The sequence below is a fragment of the Streptomyces plumbidurans genome, assembly GCF_019857225.1.
Classification (GTDB): Bacteria; Actinomycetota; Actinomycetes; order Streptomycetales; family Streptomycetaceae; genus Streptomyces; species Streptomyces plumbidurans.
The window spans coordinates 94,676-113,329 of record NZ_JAFJSY010000035.1 but is presented as its reverse complement, the minus strand read 5'-3'; the positions used below and the strand labels follow the sequence as shown (position 1 = coordinate 113,329).

The window sequence follows — 18,654 nt, the reverse complement described above, 5'->3', positions numbered from 1 at the left end:
GGGGACGTGGTCGTGCACCGGCTGACCGGCGACGAACTGCACGCGCGCGTGGAGCAGTTGGCGGACCTTCTCGTCGACACCGTGGAGAGCGGTGCCTCGATCGGTTTCCTCGCGCCGTTCGACCGGGCGGAGGCCGTCGCCTGGTGGAAGGAGCGCGCCGCGGGCGTCGCCGCCGGACAGTTCGCCGTATGGGCGGCACACGACGGCGACCGGGTCCTGGGCACCGTCGGCCTCGCCTTCCCGGACAAGCCCAACAGCCGCCACCGCGCCGAACTGGTCAAGCTCATGGTCCACCGGGACGCGCGGGGGCAGGGGCTCGGCCGCCGCCTCCTGAGCACCGCCGAGCAGGCCGCCGCCGACGCGGGCATCACCCTGCTGCATTTGGACACCGAGACCGACAGCCTCGCCGAGCACCTCTACACCGCGGCCGGCTGGACCCGGATCGGGGCGATACCGGACTACGCGGCCGCCCCGGACAGCGTGCTGCGGCCCACGTCGATCTACTTCAAGAAACTGACCCCCGCCGCTCCCACCAGGTGATTGTCAGTGCCGGCGGCTACGGTGCTGGGCATGCCGGATGCCGAAGACGTACGCCGTATCTGCCTCGCCCTGCCGGACACGACGGAGAAGGTCGCCTGGAACATGCCCACGTTCCGGGTCGCGGGCAAGATGTTCGTCACGCTGCCCGAGGACGAGACCTCCATCGCGGTGCGCTGTCCCAAGGAAGAGCGCGACGAACTGGTCCTGGCCGAGCCCGAGAAATTCTGGATAGCCGACCACGAGGCGATGTTCGCCTGGGTGCGGGCCCGGCTGTCCGCGATCGAGGACGAGGACGAGCTGCGCGACATCCTCACCGACTCCTGGCGGCAGGCCGCCCCGCCCCGACTGCTGGACGCGTACCCGGAGTTGGGGGTCCAGGGCGGGAGCTGAAAAGCCTTCGGGGGTTGTCGGTGCCGCGTGGCATGATCCGGTGCGGGTGAGGGAGCCGGGGGAGGGGAGTGCGCGATGACGACCGGAGGGCATGACATCGACGCCGACGCCGACACCGACGTTGAAGCGGGGTTGGGGACGTCCGGGCGGCCGGTATGGTCGCGGGACTTCGGCCTCTTCTTCGTCGCCCGCGCGGTCGCCCGGCTCGGCGACACAATGCTTCCCGTCGCTCTCGCCGCGGGCCTGCTCCAGCACGGCTACGGCGCCGGTGCGGTCGGACTCGCCATGGCCTCGACGGCCGCCGCCTTCGCCGGCCTGGTCGTCTTCGGCGGTGTCATCGCCGACCGCTTCAGCACCCGCAAGCTGATGATCGGCGCCGACCTGGTCCGCCTCGGCACCCAGTCCCTGGCCGCGGTGCTCTTCTACTCCGGGCATGTCGTGCTCTGGCAGATCTGCGCCATCGGCTTCGTCAACGGCGTCGCGGGCGCCGTCTTCCAGCCCGGCGTCGCGAGTACGGTGCCCCGGCTCGCGTCCGACGTCCAGCGCGCCAACGGCGCCATACGCATCGCCGAATCCTCCGCCCAACTCGCCGGCCCCGCCGCCGCGGGCCTCCTGGTCGGCTTCGCCTCACCCGGCGGAGTCTTCGCGGCCCACGCCACCACCTACGCGATCAGCGCCCTGTGCCTGCTGCTGCTCCGCCTGCCCCCGCCCGCCGCCGGCGGCGGGACGTCCCACCACGGCGGCTCGGCCGCCTTCCGCGCCGACCTGGTGGAGGGCTGGCGCGAGTTCCGCGCCCGCACCTGGCTGTGGGGCGTCATCGCCATCTGGTGCCTCTACATGATCGCCGTCTGGGGACCCACGGTCCCGCTCGTCGCCACGGAGGTGGTGCAACAGCACGGCCCGCGCGCCTACGGCCTGGTCAACTCCGCCCTCGGTGCGGGCACCGTCGTCGGCGGCCTCCTCGCCCTGCGCCTGCGACCTCGCCGTATGCTGCGCGCCGGCGCGATAGCCCTGTTCGCCTTCGCGGGTTTCCCGGCGACGGTCGGAGCGGGCCTGGACGTGCCGTTCATGGCGGCGGGAGCGGCCGTCGCCGGTGCCGGGACGTCCTTCTGGGGCGTCATGTGGGCGACCAGCGTCCAGACCCAGGTCCAGCCCGACGTCCTCAACCGCATCCACGCCTACGACGTCGCAGGCTCCCTCGCGATGATGCCGGTCGGCCAAGCTCTGGCCGGCCCGGCGGCCTCCGCCGTGGGCGCCGACCACGTCCTCCTTTTCTCCGGCACGGTCAGCTTCGCCATCCCCATCGCCATGCTCTCGGTCCCGGCAATCCGCAACCTCATCCGCGCCGACGCCCCGAAACCGATCCCGGCCCCGGGCTCCCTGCACGACCGCCCCTGCCCGGAACCCACGTCCTGACCGGCCGCCGAGACCCTCCCCGCGAAAAAGCCATTCACGACCACCGACCCGAGTGCGGTATTGTTTCCGTGCACGTCCGGCCCGGGGAAACCCCAGGTCAGACAGGCACCGGGACGTGGCGCAGCTTGGTAGCGCACTTGACTGGGGGTCAAGGGGTCGCAGGTTCAAATCCTGTCGTCCCGACGGTGTTCGCCGGCGGGTCTGCTGATGACAGCAGACCCGCCGGTTTGCGTTTGCGGCGCACCGCGACCGTGAGCCTGGCAGCGGCAGTCCCGAGGTCCCCGGTCCGGCGCTCGCAGGCGCGAAACGGTGAGGGCATCCAGCCGGCGCCGAGGGCAACGCGGCCTCTGTCGCACGTGCGCTCCCCGACAGTGAAGCCCACGACCGCCACCTCAAGCAGGCCGACGGCCTGATCAGCGCCCTGGCCGAAGCGGCGGCCGGAACGAGCCACGGCCTGGCGGAACTGCGGCACGGCGGCCTGTGGATCCGCGGCACCGGTATCCGCTTGAGCGCGGCCGCGCTGCTGAGCGCGGGGCGGGCGCTCGGTTGCCGTGTCCAGCACGGCGGCGCACTGCTCACGTACACGACCGCCGCCGCCCTCCGGCCAATCAGCGACCGTGCCCCGCACCGGCCCCACATGCTCGGCGAATTCGTCGACCTGAAGACGGACGAGCGCGCGCATACGGTGACCGGACTGCCGACCGGCCCCACCGACAGGACCGCCGCCGAACCGTCGGGCAGCCGGTGCCCGGAACCTCACACGCCCCGGGCACCGGCCCCTTGTCCTCCGGCCCGATTCGAGGAGGGGGCTCGATGGTTCGGAGGGCAGCCAGCGCGTGAGACCCAGGGGGGTGGGGGTCTCACGCGCACGGCCGCCGTCGGCGCCGACTCCGGCGGTGGTCGCGATCGTCCGGATACCCCAATTGGTGTGCGGCATGCCGCGGTTGTTGGACCGGCGGGGCCGTGCCGTCCGCCCGTGGTCCCTCCTCGGCCCGTCAGGCGCCGGGCAGGGTGCCGGTGCGGGCGACCTGGGAGTACCAGAGGGCGCTGGCCTTGGGGATGCGGGTGCCGGTGGGGTAGTCGACGTAGACGGCCCCGAAGCGCTTGCTGTAGCCGTAGCCCCACTCGAAGTTGTCCAGCAGGGACCACAGGAAGTAGCCGCGTACGTCCGCGCCGTCCTCGATGGCCTGGTGCACGGCGGCCAGGTGGCCGCGCACATAGGCGATGCGGTCGGGGTCGTTGACCTGGCCGGAGGGGTCGGCGTAGTCGTCGAAGGCCGCCCCGTTCTCCGTGACGACCAGGGGCAGTGCCGTGAACTGGGCCGACAGCCGGGTCAGGAGGTCGTAGAGGCCCGAGGGGTCGACGGCCCAGCCCATGGCGGTGGTGTCGCCGGGCGGCTGGTGGAAGGCGACCAGGTCCGCTGCGGGCCACGGGCTGTGCGTACTCCTGCCGTGTCCGTCCGCGTTGTGCGTGCCGCTGCCGTCGGCCTCCGAAACCACCGTGGGCGTGTAGTAGTTGACGCCGAGGAAGTCCAGCGGCTGGTTGATCTGCTCCAGGTCGCCTTCGCGTACGAAGGACCAGTCGGTCAGCGACGCCGTGTCCTTGAGCAGGTCCTCCGGGTACGCGCCCTGCAGCATCGGCCCGGTGAACACCCGGTTGGCGAGCGCGTCGATCCGGCGGGCCGCGTCGGTGTCGGCGTCGCTGTCGGTGAGCGGGCGTACCTCGTGGAAGTTCAGCGTCACCGAGCACTGGGCGTCGGAGGGCAGCGCGGCGCGCAGTGCCCGAACGGCCAGACCGTGCCCCAGGTTGAGGTGGTGTGCGGCGCGCAGGGCGGCCACCGGGTCGGTGCGGCCGGGGGCGTGGACACCGGAGCCGTAGCCGAGAAAGGCGCTGCACCAGGGCTCGTTGAGCGTGGTCCAGGTCTTCACCCGGTCCCCGAGGGCGTCCGCGGCGATGGCCGCGTACTCGGCGAACCGCTCGGCCGTGACGCGCTCGGGCCAGCCGCCCGCGTCCTCCAACTCCTGCGGCAGATCCCAGTGGTAGAGCGTGGCCACGGGCGTGATCCCCTTGGCCAGCAGTTCGTCGACGAGCCGGCGGTAGAAGTCCAGGCCCTTCTGGACGGCGGGGCCGCGGCCGGTGGGCTGGATGCGGGGCCAGGCCAGGGAGAACCGGTAGGCGCCCAGGCCGAGTTCGCCCATGAGCGCCACGTCCTCACGCCAGCGGTGATAGTGGTCCGTGGCGATGTCGCCGGTGTCGCCGTTGCGGACCCGGCCGGGGGTGTGGGCGTAGGTGTCCCAGATGGAGGGGGTGCGGCCATCTTCGGCGGTCGCGCCCTCGATCTGGTACGAGGCGGTCGCGGAGCCCCACAGGAAGCCGTCGGGGAAGACGCGTGCCACGTCCGGGGCAGATCCGCCTTGTCGTGCTGCGGTGACCACGTAGATCCTCTCAAAAGGTGTGTCACGTAGGTGAGTTGAAACGGGCAATGCAAGAAGAGGTCGCGCCTCGGGTCAGCCCTTGACCGCGCCCGCCATGATCCCGCTGACGATCTGGCGGCCGAAGACGATGAACATCGCCAGCAGCGGCAGGGTGCCGAGCAGCGCGCCCGCCATGATCAGTGACTGGTCGCGGACATAGCCCGCGCTGAGCTGGGTGAGGGCGACCGGGACGGTCGGGTTGGACATGTCGAGCACCACGAACGGCCAGAAGAAGTCGTTCCATGCGTGCACGAACGTGATCATGAACAGGACGGCCATCGCGGGCCGCGCCACCGGCAGCACGATGCTCCAGAAGATGCGCAGCGAGTGCGCCCCGTCCACCCGCGCCGCCTCGACGAGTTCGTCCGGCAGGGCCTCCCCGAGGTACTGCCGCATGAAGAACACCCCGACCGCGCTCACCAGCGTCGGGAAGATGACGGCGGGCAGCTGCTGCGCCAGTCCGAGCTGAGACATCATCATGAACAGCGGTACGACGCCGAGTTGGGGCGGCACCATCATGGTGCCGATCACCAGCGTGAGCAGGATGTTGCGGCCCTTGAAGCGCAGTTTGGCGAAGGCGAAGCCGGCCAGCGTCGCGAACAGCACCGTGGACAGGGCGATGACCCCGGCCACGATCAGGCTGTTGACCATGGCCTTGCCCATCGCCGCCTCGTTCCAGGCGCGGGCGAGGTTGCTGAACAGGTTGGGGCCCGGCAGGAACGGCGGCGGCGTCTGGCTGACCCGGGTGTTGTCCGTGGAGGCCGCCACCATCGTCCAGTACAGCGGGAAGATCGACACCAGCGCCATGATCCCGAGCAGGACGTAGGCGAGCGGGCCGGCGTGGTGCTGGCGGCCGGCACGTATCCGCAGCAGCCGGCGGCCGGTGCGCGGGGCTTTCGGGGCGGGGGTCCGGACCGGGGCGTCCGTGCGGACCGGAAGGGAGTTGACGGTCATGACGGCTCCTGGTCAGGGCTTGCGGGAGCGCAGCCGGCTGATCAGGCGCTGCGCCACGAAGACGACGATGAGCAGCAGGAACATCGCCCAGGCGACGGTCGCCGCGCGGCCCATCTGGTAGTTCTTCCAGCCCTCCTCGTACAGCAGCAGACCCAGCGTCTGGTACTGGTTGTCCGCGCCGCCGGTGACGCCGTTGGGCCCCTGGCCGAAGATCAGCGGCTCACCGAACAACTGGGTGGCGCCGATGGTGGAGAGCACGATGGTGAAGACGATGGTGGAGCGGATCCCGGGCACGGTGACATGGGTGAACTGCTTCCACCGCGAGGCACCGTCGATGGACGCCGCCTCGTACCGCTCGGCGGGGATGGCCTGCATCGCGGCCAGGTACAGCAGCGCGTTGTAGCCGGTCCAGCGCCAGATCACGATGCTCGAAATGGCCGCCTGGGCAGGCCACTTGTTGGCCTCCCAGTCCAGCGGGTCGATGCCGACCGAGCCGAGCACCCAGTTGATCATGCCGAAGTCGCGCTCGAAGAGCATGGTGAACACGAGGGCCGCCGCGCCGACCGAGGTGGCGTACGGCACCAGCGACGCGACCCGGAAGAACAGCGAGGCGCGCATCCGGTAGTTGAGCAGGTGCGCCATGCCGAGCGCCATCAGCAGCTGCGGCACGGTGGAGATGACACCGATGGTGATGGTGTTCTCCAGCGCGTTCCAGAACCGTGAGTCCTTGAACAGGTCGACGTAGTTGTCGAACCCCACCCACTGCATGGAGTCCAGCGTGGCCAGCTCCACATGGTGCAGCGAGATCCACGCCGTATAGATCAGGGGGTAGAAGCTGAACGCGGCGAAGACGACGAAGAACGGCGCGACGAAGGCGTACGGGGCGCCCTTGAGGTCGATCCGGTGCAGCAGCGCGCTGCGCTTGCGGCCGGTCTTCCCGCCGGGGCTATTCGCGGGCGGGCCGGCACGCTCCTCGCCGGCCAGGGCGTTGGTGGTGGAGGTCGCCACCGGAGTTCCTTCCTGAGTGCGGATGTCCGTGGTGCGGATGTCCGAGAGGGGCCCCGGGCGCGCCCGGCAGGGTGGGAGGCGCGCCCGGGGTGTTCGAAGGGCCCGAGGGTCAGCCGACCGCCTTGTCGATGCGCCCGGCGGTGGTCTTCCACGCCTTGTCCCGCGACTGGCCCTGCTCGACCAGGGCCAGGCCCTGGGTGAAGGTGTCCTTGATCGTGCCGTCCTTGCGGCCGAGGACCTGCTTGTCGGGGATCTCCTGCGCGGCGGCACCGAAGATCTGGCCGATCGGCGCGTTGCTGAAGTACGGGGAGGTGACGTTCTTGACGTCCGCCCGCTCCAACGCCTGCTTGGAGGACGGGAAGTTGCCGAGCTTCTTGAAGATGTACGCCTGCTGCTCCGGCGCGGTCAGCCAGGCGACGAGCTTCTGCGCCTCGGCCTTCACCGGGCTCTTCTCGGTCACACCCAGGAAGGAGCCGCCCCAGTTGGCGCCCTTGGGGGCCCTGGCGACATCCCACTTGCCCTTGTTCTTGTCACCGGCCTTCTCGCTGATGTGGCTCAGCATCCACGCCGGACAGACCGCCGTGGCGAAGGTGCCGTTGGCCAGTCCCGGGTCCCAACCGGGCTGGAACTGGCGCAACTTGGCGCTCAGCCCGGCGTCGGCGGCGTCCGCGGCAAGGTTCCAGGCCTGCTTGACGACCGGGTTCTTGTCGTAGATCAGGTCGCCGTTCTCGTTGTAGTACTGCTGCGGGTAGCCGTAGACCATGGCGTTGAACAGGCCGCTGACCGAGTCCATGTAGGAGACCTTGCCGCCCTTGAAGTCCTTCTTGAAGGTGCGGCCGACTTCGACGTACTTCTTCCAGTCGCCCGCCCACAGCTTCGAGACCTGCTCCCGGTCGGTGGGCAGTCCGGCCTTGGCGAAGTAGTCCTTGCGGTAGCACACGGCCATCGGGCCGGCGTCGGTGCCGAGGCCCAGCACCTTGCCGTCCTTGGTGGTGATCTGCGACTGCTTCCAGGGCAGGAAGTGGTCGGTGCCCGGCGTCTTGGAGAAGTCGGCGAACTTGTCGGCCTGCGTCTCGGTGATCTCCTTGGCCCGGCCGATCTCGATGCCCTGGATGTCCTTGAGGCCGTTGCCCGCGGCGAGGTGCGTCTGCAGGGCGGTGTAGTAGGTCTGCTCGTCGCCGGCTATCTCGGCCTTGATCTCGACGCCGGGGTTCTCCTTCTCGTACTTCTCCAGCAGGCCCGACTCCTTGAAGCCCATCACGCCGAACATGCCCATGGTGATGACGGTCTTGCCGTCCTTCTTGCCGCCGCCCGTGGCCGAGCCGTCGCTGCTGCCGCAGCCGGCGACGAGTGCCAGCGCACCCACCGCCGCAAGTGCTGACGCCAGCCTCCTGCTGCCGAACGAACCGGGACTGCTCATGGATCTCCTCCTAGGCGGCTACGCAGAGGTGCCCGAATAGCGCGCTTCGCTACGAAAAGAACGGCTCTGGAAGGTGGTGGGAACGTGCCCAGCAATGCCCCAAAGAAAGGTGGGCACGTTCCCACCGATGCATGGCAGACTCACGGCACAGAGCCGATCTGTCAATGACTTGAAGGCGACGAGCGCATATCGACCGGTCTCCGCCTTCATTTTTCTTGGACGGCGCTTGGTCCTGCCGACAGCGCTGTCTGCAAGAATCGGTGCTGGTCATCAGCGCGGCCGAGGCTGCCGCGGCTGCCGGGAGGGGAGTGCATGGCTGGGAATCGCCGTCCGACGATCAAGACGGTCGCCGCCCGCGCGGGCGTGGGCAGGACGACGGTGTCCCGGGTCGTCAACGGCTCGGATCTGGTCAGTGCCGACGCCCGGGCCAGGGTCCTGGCGGCGATCAAGGAGCTCAACTACGTCCCCAACACGGTCGCCCGCGGTCTCGTCACCAGCCGCACCAACGCGGTGGCCCTGGTCATCCCGGAGTCGGCCAGCCGCCTCGGCTCCGAACCGTTCTTCGCCGCTCTGATCCGCGGCGTCAGCGAGGCCCTCGCCGACGACCGGACACAGCTGCAGCTGATGCTCGTCCGCGACCAGGCCGAGCGCGAGCAGCTCACCGAGTCGGTGGCGGCCCGCCGGGTCGACGGCGTCCTGCTGGTCTCCGTGCACGCCGACGACCCGCTGCCCGCGATGCTGGAGGAGATGGGCCTGCCCACCGTGCTGGCCGGCCGCCGCGACGTAGGCGAACGGCTGAGCTATGTGCACGCCGACAACACCGGCGGCGCGGCCCAGGCCGTCCGCCACCTGCTGAGCAGCGGACGCCGCCGGATCGCCACCATCGCCGGGCCCCTGGACATGGACGTCGGCCGCAGCCGGCTGGAGGGCTGGCGCACCGCCCATCACGAGGCGGGCGTCCAGGAAAGCCAAGTCCTGGTCGAGACGGGCGACTTCAGCTGGGAGAGCGGCCGCCGGGCCATGCGTTCGCTTCTTGAACGCGCTCCCGACCTGGACGCCGTCTTCGCCGCCTCCGACCTCATGGCACTCGGCGCCCTGGACGAACTGCGCCGGCAGCAGCGGCAGGTCCCCGAGGACGTCGCCGTCATCGGCTTCGAGGACTCACTCGCCCGCTACGCCCACCCGCCGCTGACGACGGTGCGCCAGCCCGTGGAGGAGCTGGGTCGCACGATGGTGCGCATCCTCACCGGGATCACCCAACACGGCGAGGATCGGCAGCAGTTGATGCTGCCTACGGAACTGGTGGTGCGGGAGTCGGCTTAGCGGGGGTGAGTTCTGACAGGACCTTGGGCTGACGGGACCGCGACTCAGCGGGACTGAGGCGGGCCCAGGCGGGAATCGCGCCGTTTCGCGGGTGTGGCAGGAGTGATACGGCGGTATGCGGCGCGTGCGTTGACGACGCGGGCGACGGCCGTGCCGACGACGGTGGCCGTCAGCAGACAGCCGATCCAGGCGAGGTCGCGCTCCGCCGCCCAGCTCAGCTCGCCGACGGGCGGCACGCCGAAGCTGTTGAGGAAGAGCCAGCACAGCAGCGCGGTGCCCGGCGCCGCGACGAACTTGGCCCACAGGCCCAGCGCCGCGGCGAGCAGCGAGAGCGCCGACAGGGCAAGGGCCGGGCGGTCGGAGACGCCGATGAGGCCGAGGACCGGCATGAGCAGCAGTGCGCCGGCGAAGGCCACCGCCCAGATCCGCGGAGTCGCCACGGGTTTCGGTACGGCTCGTGCCCCGGTGCCGAGCTGCTGCCATTCGATCACGTCCGCGGCTCCTTCCCGACGCGCGGCCGCACGTGGTCGAGAGCCTCAATGGACCACGCCTGACAGTGAATTCTCCCACCCTCGCTGAGGCCGGTGGGCGCCTTGGACCGGGACGGGCAAGGACAGGTCCAAACGCCCGGGGCCGCGGAGCCCGTGCTCAGTGTTCGTGCGGACCGGGCCGGTGGACAGGGCCGTGGGCGTCGTCGCAGTGGTCCGTCGGTTCGGTCGAAGCCGTGGTGATCTGCAGCAGTTCCTTGGCGTCGGTGTCCTCGCCGAGGTGGTCGACCTGGAGCGTGGCGTGGCCGATGCCGTGCTTGTCGCGCAGCAGCTGCTGCAGATGGCGGCGTACCGCGTGGCAGTCGCCGCCCGGTTCGACCAGGACGTGCGCGGAGAGGGCGGGTTCGCCGGAGGTGATGGTCCACACGTGCAGGTCGTGGATCTCCACGACCTGCGGCTGGTCGGCGAGTTGGTCGCCGATCTCGTCGACGTCGAAGCCCACCGGCGCGGCCTCCAGGAAGATCCGCCCCGAGTCGCGCACCAGGCCGTAGCCCGCCCTGAACATGAGCGCGACCACGACGAGTGTGGCGATGGCGTCGGCGCGGGCGAACCCGGTCAGCACGACGACCAGGGCGGCGACGGCGGTGCCGATGAAGGCGAACAGGTCGTTGAGGATGTGCTGGTAGGCGCCCTCGATGTTCAGGGAACTGCGGTTCGCCCTGGAGATGCACCAGGTGGCGGCGACGTTGACGGCGATGCCGGTGAGTGCGGTGGCCAGCATCAGCCCGCCGTCGACCTCGGGCGGGCTGACGAGCCGGCGGACCGCCTCGTACGCCAGCCAGGTCCCGAGCAGCAGCAGCGTCAGGCCGTTGGCCTGGGCGGAGAGGATCTCCGCACGTTTGAGGCCGTAGGTGAAGACGCCGCGGGCGGGGCGGGCCGAGAGCCGCATCGCGATCAGGGCGAGCACGATCGAGGCGGCGTCGGTGAGCATGTGCGCCGCGTCCGAGATCAGCGCGAGGGAGCTCGCGATGATGCCGACGACGACCTCGGCCGCCATGAACACCGTGATCAGGGTGAGCGCGATGGCCAGCCAGCGGCGGTCGGCGTCCGCCGAGACACCGTGCGAGTGCCCGGCGTGCCCGCCTGCGCCGTGCCCGTGGCCGTCGTGCCCGTGCCCCGCCTGGTGCTCGTGATCGGTCATGTCCTACGCCTTCCCCCTCGCATCGTTCCCCCGGCCGCAGTGAAACGCATGGCCGGGGCAATTGCCAAAGGCTGCACCGGTGACCGTTGTCATCTCCGTTAACGCTGCTTTGACCTGGGGAAACCTGACACCCACGAATGGAATGGGCCCTGTTTCCAGTATGGCCACCGGCGGCGCCGACCGGGCCGGTCAGACCCCCGGTTGCGGGCGGACGGTGAGGATCTGCTGGGCTTGGCCGACGGGGCCGTGCACGTCGTGCAGGACGGTGCTGGTCAGGCCCTGCCCGGTGGGGCCGAAGGTGACGGTGGTGTCCAGGCCCGTCCAGGGGCCGCGCGGCCGGCGGTGGAGATGGACGGTGAGGTCGACGTTGGGGAACATCCACTCGGTGGGCGACTGGCGCACCGCGATTCCGTTCGCGGTGTCGACCAGGGCGAGATAGGACGCGAGCGGGCTGACCTCGTGGCCCGCGACCAGGTCCAGCGGCGTGCTGACCCACGCGGTCGTACGGCCCGGCCTGGGCGGTCCGACGGGGCGTACGTCCACGGAGGCGATGTACCCGCCGGGCCAGGCGTCGGACATGCGCCAGGGGGCGAGTGACTCCGGTGGGGCGAGGCGGTCGTCGGGGCCGCCCGCGACCGCGGCGGTGTCGACGGCGGTGAGATACCAGGCGCGGGCCCGGACGGCCGGACGGCCGGCGATCCGTACGACCGCCTCGACGAGTTCGATGGTGCGGCCGGGGCGGACGGTCTCCACCTGGATCTCGCACTCGTCGAGGGCGAGACGGCCGAGGATGTCGTAGCTGATCCGGGAGAGCAGCAGCCCGGTGTCCCGAGCGGCGGCCCGATGGCGGTCCAGGGCGTGGACGATCAGTCCGCCCAGGGGGCTGAAGTGCTGCTCGTCCGGGTCCCAGGCGCCGCTCGCGTGGTTCGTCGGCTTGTAGCGGTGCTCGTCTATGGCCTCGAAGTAGCTGCCCTCGGGGGAGGGCGAGGTCGTCAGGGACACGGGCCGTTTCTCCTTGCGGGCACGCGCGCGGGGGCGCGGGTGCCGTCGTCATGTCAGCTGGTCGGCACGTTACCGGCAGCGCCGCGTCCCGCGCCCGTGAGAAAGTGCACAGTGCACCCATTTTGCACGCGGCATGATGTGTGCGAGCCCGGCACCGGGCTCAGTCGGCACCTTGACGGAGCGGGGAGAGCACCATGCGGGCGGCCTATCAGCAGGAGCTGGAGTCGATCGGCGACGGCCTGGTGGAGATGGCGAACGTGGTCACGTCGGCCATGGGCCGCGCCACCAGCGCCCTGCTGGACGCCGATCTGCAGCTCGCGGAGTCGGTGATCTCGGGCGGTGACAAGGTCGACGAACTGCAGCGCGAGCTGGAGAACCGGGCGGTCACGGTGCTGGCGCGACAGCAGCCGGTCGCCAGGGACCTGCGGCTGGTCGTCACGTCGCTGCGCATGAGCGCGGACCTGGAGCGCTGCGGGGTCCTCGCCCAGCACGTGGCCAAGGTGGCCCGGCGACGGTTCCCCGAGCAGGCCGTGCCGCGGGATCTTCGCCGCACGATCCTGGAGATGGGGCAGCTCGCTCAGCGGCTGATGGCGCAGGCCGCGGAAGTGATCGTCACCCACGACGTCGAGTCCGCTCTCCAGCTGGAGAAGGACGACGACCGGATGGACGAGCTGCACCGCATGATCTTCCAGCATCTCCTGGACGAGAAGTGGCACCACGGAGTGGAGACGGCCGTGGACGTCACCCTGGTCGGCCGCTACTACGAGCGGTTCGCCGACCACGCGGTGTCCGTGGCCAAGCGCGTGGTCTATCTGGTCACGGGAGAGCACGCCGACGACCTGCCCGCCGACGGCTCCGTCTGATCTCCCGTCCGCCCTGGACGTCGCAGCACCGTTCAGCCGAGCCCGTCGATCATCAGCCCCAGCGTGAAGTCGAAGCGGTCGTGGACGGTTCCGGCGGTGAGTTCGGCGGCGTAGTGCTTGCTGTTCGGGAATGTGTCGGGCAGTGCGGCGAACCGGCGCAGCAGTTCGTCGCGCCCGACGACCCACTCGTCGTCACTGCGGGCGAGCCGCCTGCTCGCCAGCGAGACCTCGAGGCTGTAGGCGCCGACGTAGAGCATCAGTGAGTCGATGGCCCAGGCGGCGGTCTGCGGGGCGATGCCCCCGGCGAGCAGGATGGCGAGCATCCCCTCGCCGACGCGCAGCGTGTCCAGATTGGACGGGGCGGAGGCGAAGGCGGCCCGGGAGATGCCGGGGTAGCGCAGGTACTGGTCGCGCAGCTGGGTGCAGACGTCGGTGATCTGCTTTCGCCAGCGGTCGGGGTCGGGCTCCGGCAGCTCGATCTCGGCGCACAGGCGGCCGATGAGCAGCTCGTCCAGGTCCTCCTTGTTGACCACATGGGCGTAGAGCGAGGAGGGCCCGGTCTCCAGTGCGGCGGCCACGCGCCGCATCGTCAGGGCCTCGTACCCCTCCGTCTCCACGATGGTGAACGCGGTGGCGATGATGGCGTCGACCGTGATCGGCTTCTTGCGTCCGCCGGACGGTCCACGCCGGGTGGCGGGGGTGTCCGGGCCGGTGCCGAGCTGGTGCCGCGCTGCGCGGCGTTGCTGCGGAGTCGGAGACATGCGGGCAGTCTAGCGGATCTACGAACAGTGTTCCATGTCACTAAGAACGACGTTCACCTTGCTCTGAACACTGTTCGTATGTAGAACGGTGTTCGTGTCCACTGACCAGCGCACCTCTCAAGCGCCCACCACCAGCAGCCTTCCGCTGCGCACCGCATGGCTCGTCCTGGCCGTCGTCGTCCTGGCCGACCTCATGGATCTCATCGACTCCAGCATCGCCAACCTCGCGGGCCCCTCCATCCGCGCCGACCTCGGCGGCGGCCAGGTCACCGTCCAGTGGGTGCTGAGCGCCTACACCGCGGCCTTCGCCCTCGGGCTCGTCACCTCCGGACGGCTCGGGGACCTGCTCGGCCGCCGACGCCTCTTCCTGCTCGGCATGACCGGCTTCACCCTCGCCTCACTGGCCTGCGGACTCGCCCCCGACGTGGTCTTCCTGATAGTCGCCCGCACCCTGCAGGGCCTGTTCGGATCGGTCATGATCCCGCAGGGCCTGGCCCTGGTGAAGGTCGTCTTTCCGCCCCAGCACCTGCGCAAGGCCCTGGCCCCGGTCGGCCCGCTGATGGGCCTGACCATGGTGGCCGGGCCCATCCTGGCCGGCTGGCTGCTCCACCTGGATCTCTACGGCAGCCAGTGGCGCCCCATCTTCCTGATCAACGTGCCGTTCGGCGTCGCCGCCCTCCTGCTCGGCCGGCGCGTCCTGCCCCGGCACGGGGGAGAGGACCGCACCGCCCGCCTCGACCTCACCGGCGTCGCCCTGCTCACCGCGGCCTCGGCCCTGCTCATCGTCCCGCTCATCCAGGGCCGCGAACTCGGCTGGCCCGCCTGGACCTACGTCATGATGGCCGCCGCGGTCGTCCTGCTCGCCCTGTTCGTCGTCTCCCAGCGGCACAGCAGGCACCCGATCATCACGCCGTCGCTGTTCCGCAAGCGCAGCTTCGTCGTCGGCCTGGTGATCGTCGCCGGGTTCTACGCGTCGCTGAGCGGCTTCGTCCTCATCGTCAACCTGCTGCTGCAGCAGGGCATGCACTGGACGCCGCTGCGCACCGGCCTCACCCTGATCCCCTGGGCCCTCGGCACCGCCGTCGCCGTCCTGCTCGCCGGCGCCGTACTCGCCGAGAAGCTGGGACGCGCCACCCTGCACCTGGGCCTGTCCCTCGCGGTCGTGGGCCTGCTCGCCGACTGGTGGACCGTCGCCCACTGGGGCGCCGACCTGACCGTCTGGAAGCTGGCGCCCGCGCTGCTGCTCACCGGGTTCGGCTCCGGCCTGGTGTTCGTCCCGCTCGTCGACTTCATCATCGGCGACGCCACACCCGAGGAGGTCGGCACCGGGGCGGGCCTGCTCAACGCCGTCCAGCAGTTCGCCGGCGCCATCGGCGTGGCCGCCCTCGGCACGGTGTTCCTCGCCCGGGTCGGACACCCCTCCGTCCACTCCTACTTCGCCGCCGCGGAACTGGTCTTCGCCATCACCGCGGGCCTCAACCTCCTCACGCTGCTGCTGGTGGGCCTGCTGCCCAGGCACGCCCAGCAGGCCCACGGCTGAGCCCACGCCGGAAGCCGGAAGGGGGACGGCCGCGGGCCCACCCCCCCCATGGCCGTGCTCCCGCCGGTGATCTAGCGTCGGACCATGCACCCGCCCCCCAGCGAGCCGGCCGAAGACACCGTGCCCGGTCTGTCGGCCGGGCCGGTCGCACTGGCCTGGCTGACGCAGTTCCTGGTGGGAACCGACCTCTTCGTGGTGGCGCCGCTGCTCCCGCGCATCGCCGCGTCGTTCGACGTCTCCGCGGCCAGTACCGGCCTGCTGGTCACGGTCTTCTCCATCGCGTACGTGGTCGCATCGCCCTTCGCCGGCTGGCTCTCCGACCGGTGGGACCGCGCCACGGTCCTGGTGGTGGCGCTGGTCCTGTTCTCCGCCGCCAACGTCGGCACCGCGCTCGCGCCGGGCTTCGGCCTGCTGCTGGTGGCCCGCGTGGTGGCCGGACTCGCGGCCGCCGCGACAGGGCCCACGGTGTACGCCCTGGTCAGCACCCGCGCACGGCCGCAGGCCCGGGCGCAGGTGCTGGCCGTGGTGGGTTCGGGACTGCTGACGGCCCTGTGGGTGGGCGCTCCGGCCGGGTCGCTGCTGGGACGGTACGTGGGCTGGCAGGCCGCCTTCGTCATCCTGGCCGCGGGCACGCTGCTGCTGGCCTTCCCGCACGCCTTCGTCTGGCGCGCCCGGCCGGTCCCGGCGGACGCGGTCGCGCCGACCGCGGCACACGGCGCCGGGCGGCCCCCCACGCGCCTCGCGGCGTCGGCCGTCGCGGTGACGACCCTGTGGGCCTTCTCCGTCTACACCCTCTACACCTTCCTGGCCGTCGCCCTGCACTCCGACGGCAGGTCGACCGACGTCACCTGGCTGCTGGCCGTCTACGGTGTCGGCGCCGTCGTCGGCGGACAGGTGGGCGGACGCATCGCCGACCGCGCCGACGCCGTACGGGTCACCGGGGCGGCCCTGGCGCTGACCGCGGTGCTGGAAGTCGTGGTCGCCCTGGCCTTCCCCGTCACCTGGGCGCTGGCCTGCGCGCTGGCCCTGTTCGCCCTGGCCGCCTATGCCTTCTTCCCCGCCCAGCAGCGGCACCTGGTCGACCTGTTCCCCGGCCGCGCGACCGCCGTGCTGTCCTGGAACAACAGCGCTCTGTTCGTGGGCCTGTCCGTGGCCGGTGCCGCCGGTGGGCAGATCGTGCACGCCCTGGACTACCCGGCACTGCTGTACATCGGCGCCGCCGTCGCCGTACCGGCCTGTCTGCTCGCGCGGGGCGCCCCTACAGCGCGTAGACCTGCCCGGTCTGACCGCCCTCCACGGAGCGGACGTAGGCCTGGGTGACCTGGTCGAGGCCGACCGAGCCCATGCCCGGGAAGTAGGAGCCGTAGGCGGCGAGGCTCTCGGTGAAGACGTTGGGGCTGACCGCGTTGATGCGCCGCGGCGCGATCTCGATCGCGGCGGCGCGGACGAACGCCTCCAGCGCGCCGTTGGCCATGGAGGCGGCACTGCCGGTGGGGACGGGCTCGCGCGCCGGGATGCCGGTGACGAGCGTGAACGAGCCGCGCTCGGCGATGTGCGCGAGCCCCTGCCGGACCAGTTCGATCTGGGCCAGCACCTTGCCGGTGAACGCCGCTCGGTAGTCCTCGGGCCTCATCTCGGCGAGCGGCTTGTACGGCACGTCGCCGGCGGCGCTGACGACCGCGTCCACCCGGCCCACCTGCCGGTACAACTCCGCGGTCTGCGCCGGGTCGCTGATGTCGCAGCGCAGGTCGCCGGCGCTGCGGCCGACGGCGATCACGTCGTGGCCGCGGGCGGACAGTTCCTTGTGCAGGGCCGCACCGAGCGTGCCGGTGGCCCCGATCAGCAGAGTCTTCATGCCCGCGACGCTAGAACCGGCAAGGCGGGGACGGAAATGCCGATCGCGAAGCACTTATGCTTGCCGGTCATGAATGTGGAGCTGCGGCATCTGCGGGCCCTCGTCGCGATCGACGAGGAGCGCACCATCACCGACGCCGCGATCGCCCTGCACCTCAGCCAGCCCGCGCTCTCGCGCACCCTGGAGCAGCTGGAGAGCCGCCTCGGGGTCCGCCTGGTGGAGCGCACCACCCGCCGTCTCGCGCTGACCGGCGCCGGACAGCGTCTGTCGGAGCACGCCCGGCGCATCCTCGGCCAGCTCGACGACGCCCTGTCCGAGGCGTCCGGCCGAAACGGCCCCAGGCCGCTGCGTCTCGCCTTCGCCTGGGCCGCGCTCGGCCGGCACACCGTACCCCTGCTGCGCGACTGGCGGGAGCGGCACCCCGGCATCCCGGTGGAGGTGCGCCGCCTGGACGACCCGGAAGCGGCGCTACGGCGTGGGGAGGCGGACGTGGCCTTCCTGCGCACCCGGCCCGCCGACGACTCCGGACTGAGGTACACCGCACTGGCCCAGGAGCGGCGCGTGGCGGCGGTGCCCGAGGGCCACCGGCTCACCGAGCGGGACGCCGTCGCCCTGGCCGACCTGACCGACGAGGTGGTCGCCCTGTGCACCACGGCCGCCACCACCGGCGCCGACCTGTGGCCCGAGGGCCTGACCCCCCGCACCCTGAGCGTTCCCGGCGTGGACGAGTGGCTCACCGTCATCGCCACCGGCGAGGCCGTCGGCGTCACCGCCGAGGGCACCAGCCACCACCATCTCCACCCGGGTGTCCGCTACCTCCCGCTGACCGACGCCGCCCCTGTCACCGTCCACCTCGCCCGCCCCGCCGTCCCGACGCACACCGCCACGGAGGCTTTCCTGCGCCTGGCGCAACAGCATCTACGACGGGCCGACGCGGCGCGGTGAGAGGTGTTCAGCTGCGTCAGTCCTCGTCGCCCTCCCGGTCCAGCAGCTCGCGCAGCAGTTGCTCCTCGTCCTCCGGCAGCCGTGTGACGAAGCTGGCCAGCACCGCTCTGCGGTCCTGCTCGCCGTCCAGCACCCGGTGCATCTTCCAGGCCGCGAGCGCCGCCTTGTCCGCGACGGGCATCCAGACGAACGAGCGGCCCTCGCGGCGGCGGGTGACGGCGCCCTTGGCGAGGAGCCGGGCCAGCACCGTCATCACCGTCGTGTAGGCGAGGTCGGCGGCCAGCCGGTCCTGGATCCAGCCCGCGGTCACCGGTCCCTCGGCCGCGTTCAGCGCGGCGAGCACCTGTGTCTCCAGAGCGCCCTGCGCCCTGCGCGGGCGACGCGGACCGGGCTCCACCACGCGGGGTCTCCCTCCTGTCGCACCCTCGCCCCGTCCTTCGCACAGAGGGGGCGCCCTCTTCTACACTGTTGTAG

The 18,654-nt window shown here is 71.1% G+C and carries 19 protein-coding genes and 1 tRNA gene; 9 read left to right on the top strand and 11 right to left on the bottom strand.

Annotation, left to right across the window (positions count from 1 at the left end; genetic code table 11):
* Positions 1 to 6: 6 nt before the first annotated feature.
* The 4 genes from JYK17_RS23150 to JYK17_RS23135 all read left to right on the top strand — a co-directional run bounded on the left by JYK17_RS23150 (position 7) and on the right by JYK17_RS23135 (position 2,529).
* Complete coding sequence (locus JYK17_RS23150; protein WP_222811120.1) at positions 7 to 540, top strand: GNAT family N-acetyltransferase; 534 nt, start codon at positions 7 to 9, stop codon at positions 538 to 540.
* 30 nt (positions 541 to 570) lie between these two features.
* Entirely contained in the window at positions 571 to 930 is a 360-nt protein-coding gene (locus JYK17_RS23145; RefSeq protein WP_222811115.1) for an MmcQ/YjbR family DNA-binding protein, read from the top strand.
* Between the two features lie 75 nt (positions 931 to 1,005).
* On the top strand, positions 1,006 to 2,346 hold the full coding sequence (locus tag JYK17_RS23140; protein WP_234548269.1) for an MFS transporter: 1,341 nt from the start codon (positions 1,006 to 1,008) through the stop codon (positions 2,344 to 2,346).
* Positions 2,347 to 2,455: 109 nt separating this feature from the next.
* Positions 2,456 to 2,529: transfer RNA gene (locus tag JYK17_RS23135), tRNA-Pro, on the top strand.
* Here the strand turns inward: JYK17_RS23135 and JYK17_RS23130 are convergent.
* The 5 genes from JYK17_RS23130 to JYK17_RS23110 all read right to left on the bottom strand — a co-directional run bounded on the left by JYK17_RS23130 (position 2,495) and on the right by JYK17_RS23110 (position 8,202).
* Positions 2,495 to 3,028 (bottom strand): hypothetical protein, encoded by a 534-nt coding sequence (locus tag JYK17_RS23130; RefSeq protein WP_108012112.1) that lies wholly within the window; start codon positions 3,026 to 3,028, stop codon positions 2,495 to 2,497. The genes JYK17_RS23135 and JYK17_RS23130 overlap by 35 nt on opposite strands.
* Before the next feature lie 313 nt (positions 3,029 to 3,341).
* Positions 3,342 to 4,781 carry a GH1 family beta-glucosidase gene (locus JYK17_RS23125; protein WP_222811114.1) on the bottom strand — a complete coding sequence of 480 codons (1,440 nt, stop codon included), beginning with the start codon at positions 4,779 to 4,781 and terminating at the stop codon, positions 3,342 to 3,344.
* A 72-nt stretch (positions 4,782 to 4,853) separates the two neighbouring features.
* Positions 4,854 to 5,774, bottom strand: a complete 921-nt coding sequence (locus tag JYK17_RS23120) for a carbohydrate ABC transporter permease (RefSeq protein WP_222811113.1) — start codon at positions 5,772 to 5,774, stop codon at positions 4,854 to 4,856.
* Between the two features lie 12 nt (positions 5,775 to 5,786).
* On the bottom strand, positions 5,787 to 6,782 hold the full coding sequence (locus tag JYK17_RS23115) for a carbohydrate ABC transporter permease (protein WP_222811112.1): 996 nt from the start codon (positions 6,780 to 6,782) through the stop codon (positions 5,787 to 5,789).
* Between the two features lie 109 nt (positions 6,783 to 6,891).
* Positions 6,892 to 8,202 (bottom strand): ABC transporter substrate-binding protein, encoded by a 1,311-nt coding sequence (locus JYK17_RS23110; RefSeq protein ID WP_128801329.1) that lies wholly within the window; start codon positions 8,200 to 8,202, stop codon positions 6,892 to 6,894.
* Positions 8,203 to 8,514: 312 nt separating this feature from the next.
* On the opposite strand from JYK17_RS23110, the gene JYK17_RS23105 reads away from it, so the two are divergent.
* On the top strand, positions 8,515 to 9,525 hold the full coding sequence (locus JYK17_RS23105; protein WP_128801328.1) for a LacI family DNA-binding transcriptional regulator: 1,011 nt from the start codon (positions 8,515 to 8,517) through the stop codon (positions 9,523 to 9,525).
* Between the two features lie 44 nt (positions 9,526 to 9,569).
* On the opposite strand, the gene JYK17_RS23100 is transcribed toward JYK17_RS23105, so the two are convergent.
* The 3 genes from JYK17_RS23100 to JYK17_RS23090 all read right to left on the bottom strand — a co-directional run bounded on the left by JYK17_RS23100 (position 9,570) and on the right by JYK17_RS23090 (position 12,216).
* The gene (locus tag JYK17_RS23100) at positions 9,570 to 10,016 is read right to left on the bottom strand and encodes a hypothetical protein (protein ID WP_108012118.1); all 447 of its coding nucleotides are present in this window, start codon (positions 10,014 to 10,016) and stop codon (positions 9,570 to 9,572) included.
* Positions 10,017 to 10,173: 157 nt separating this feature from the next.
* Positions 10,174 to 11,214: a cation diffusion facilitator family transporter gene (locus JYK17_RS23095; protein ID WP_108012119.1), complete on the bottom strand. Its 1,041-nt coding sequence runs from the start codon at positions 11,212 to 11,214 to the stop codon at positions 10,174 to 10,176.
* A gap of 189 nt (positions 11,215 to 11,403) precedes the next feature.
* The gene (locus JYK17_RS23090; protein WP_222811111.1) at positions 11,404 to 12,216 is read right to left on the bottom strand and encodes a thioesterase family protein; all 813 of its coding nucleotides are present in this window, start codon (positions 12,214 to 12,216) and stop codon (positions 11,404 to 11,406) included.
* A gap of 194 nt (positions 12,217 to 12,410) precedes the next feature.
* On the opposite strand from JYK17_RS23090, the gene phoU reads away from it, so the two are divergent.
* On the top strand, positions 12,411 to 13,079 hold the full coding sequence (phoU, locus tag JYK17_RS23085) for a phosphate signaling complex protein PhoU (protein ID WP_108012120.1): 669 nt from the start codon (positions 12,411 to 12,413) through the stop codon (positions 13,077 to 13,079).
* Positions 13,080 to 13,111: 32 nt separating this feature from the next.
* Here the strand turns inward: phoU and JYK17_RS23080 are convergent, their stop codons facing one another.
* The gene (locus JYK17_RS23080; protein WP_128801324.1) at positions 13,112 to 13,840 is read right to left on the bottom strand and encodes a TetR/AcrR family transcriptional regulator; all 729 of its coding nucleotides are present in this window, start codon (positions 13,838 to 13,840) and stop codon (positions 13,112 to 13,114) included.
* Positions 13,841 to 13,934: 94 nt separating this feature from the next.
* On the opposite strand from JYK17_RS23080, the gene JYK17_RS23075 reads away from it, so the two are divergent.
* The gene (locus JYK17_RS23075) at positions 13,935 to 15,380 is read left to right on the top strand and encodes a DHA2 family efflux MFS transporter permease subunit (RefSeq protein ID WP_277751721.1); all 1,446 of its coding nucleotides are present in this window, start codon (positions 13,935 to 13,937) and stop codon (positions 15,378 to 15,380) included.
* 84 nt (positions 15,381 to 15,464) lie between these two features.
* A complete protein-coding gene (locus JYK17_RS23070) occupies positions 15,465 to 16,700 on the top strand; it encodes an MFS transporter (RefSeq protein ID WP_222811110.1) in 1,236 nt (411 codons plus the stop codon).
* On the opposite strand, the gene JYK17_RS23065 is transcribed toward JYK17_RS23070, so the two are convergent.
* Positions 16,639 to 17,235 (bottom strand): short chain dehydrogenase, encoded by a 597-nt coding sequence (locus JYK17_RS23065; protein WP_128801321.1) that lies wholly within the window; start codon positions 17,233 to 17,235, stop codon positions 16,639 to 16,641. The genes JYK17_RS23070 and JYK17_RS23065 overlap by 62 nt on opposite strands.
* Positions 17,236 to 17,304: 69 nt before the next feature.
* Between JYK17_RS23065 and JYK17_RS23060 the strand changes: the two genes are divergently transcribed.
* The gene (locus JYK17_RS23060) at positions 17,305 to 18,180 is read left to right on the top strand and encodes a LysR family transcriptional regulator (protein ID WP_222811109.1); all 876 of its coding nucleotides are present in this window, start codon (positions 17,305 to 17,307) and stop codon (positions 18,178 to 18,180) included.
* Between the two features lie 16 nt (positions 18,181 to 18,196).
* Here the strand turns inward: JYK17_RS23060 and JYK17_RS23055 are convergent, their stop codons facing one another.
* Positions 18,197 to 18,580 (bottom strand): BlaI/MecI/CopY family transcriptional regulator, encoded by a 384-nt coding sequence (locus JYK17_RS23055; protein ID WP_222811108.1) that lies wholly within the window; start codon positions 18,578 to 18,580, stop codon positions 18,197 to 18,199.
* Between the last annotated feature and the right edge of the window lie 74 nt (positions 18,581 to 18,654).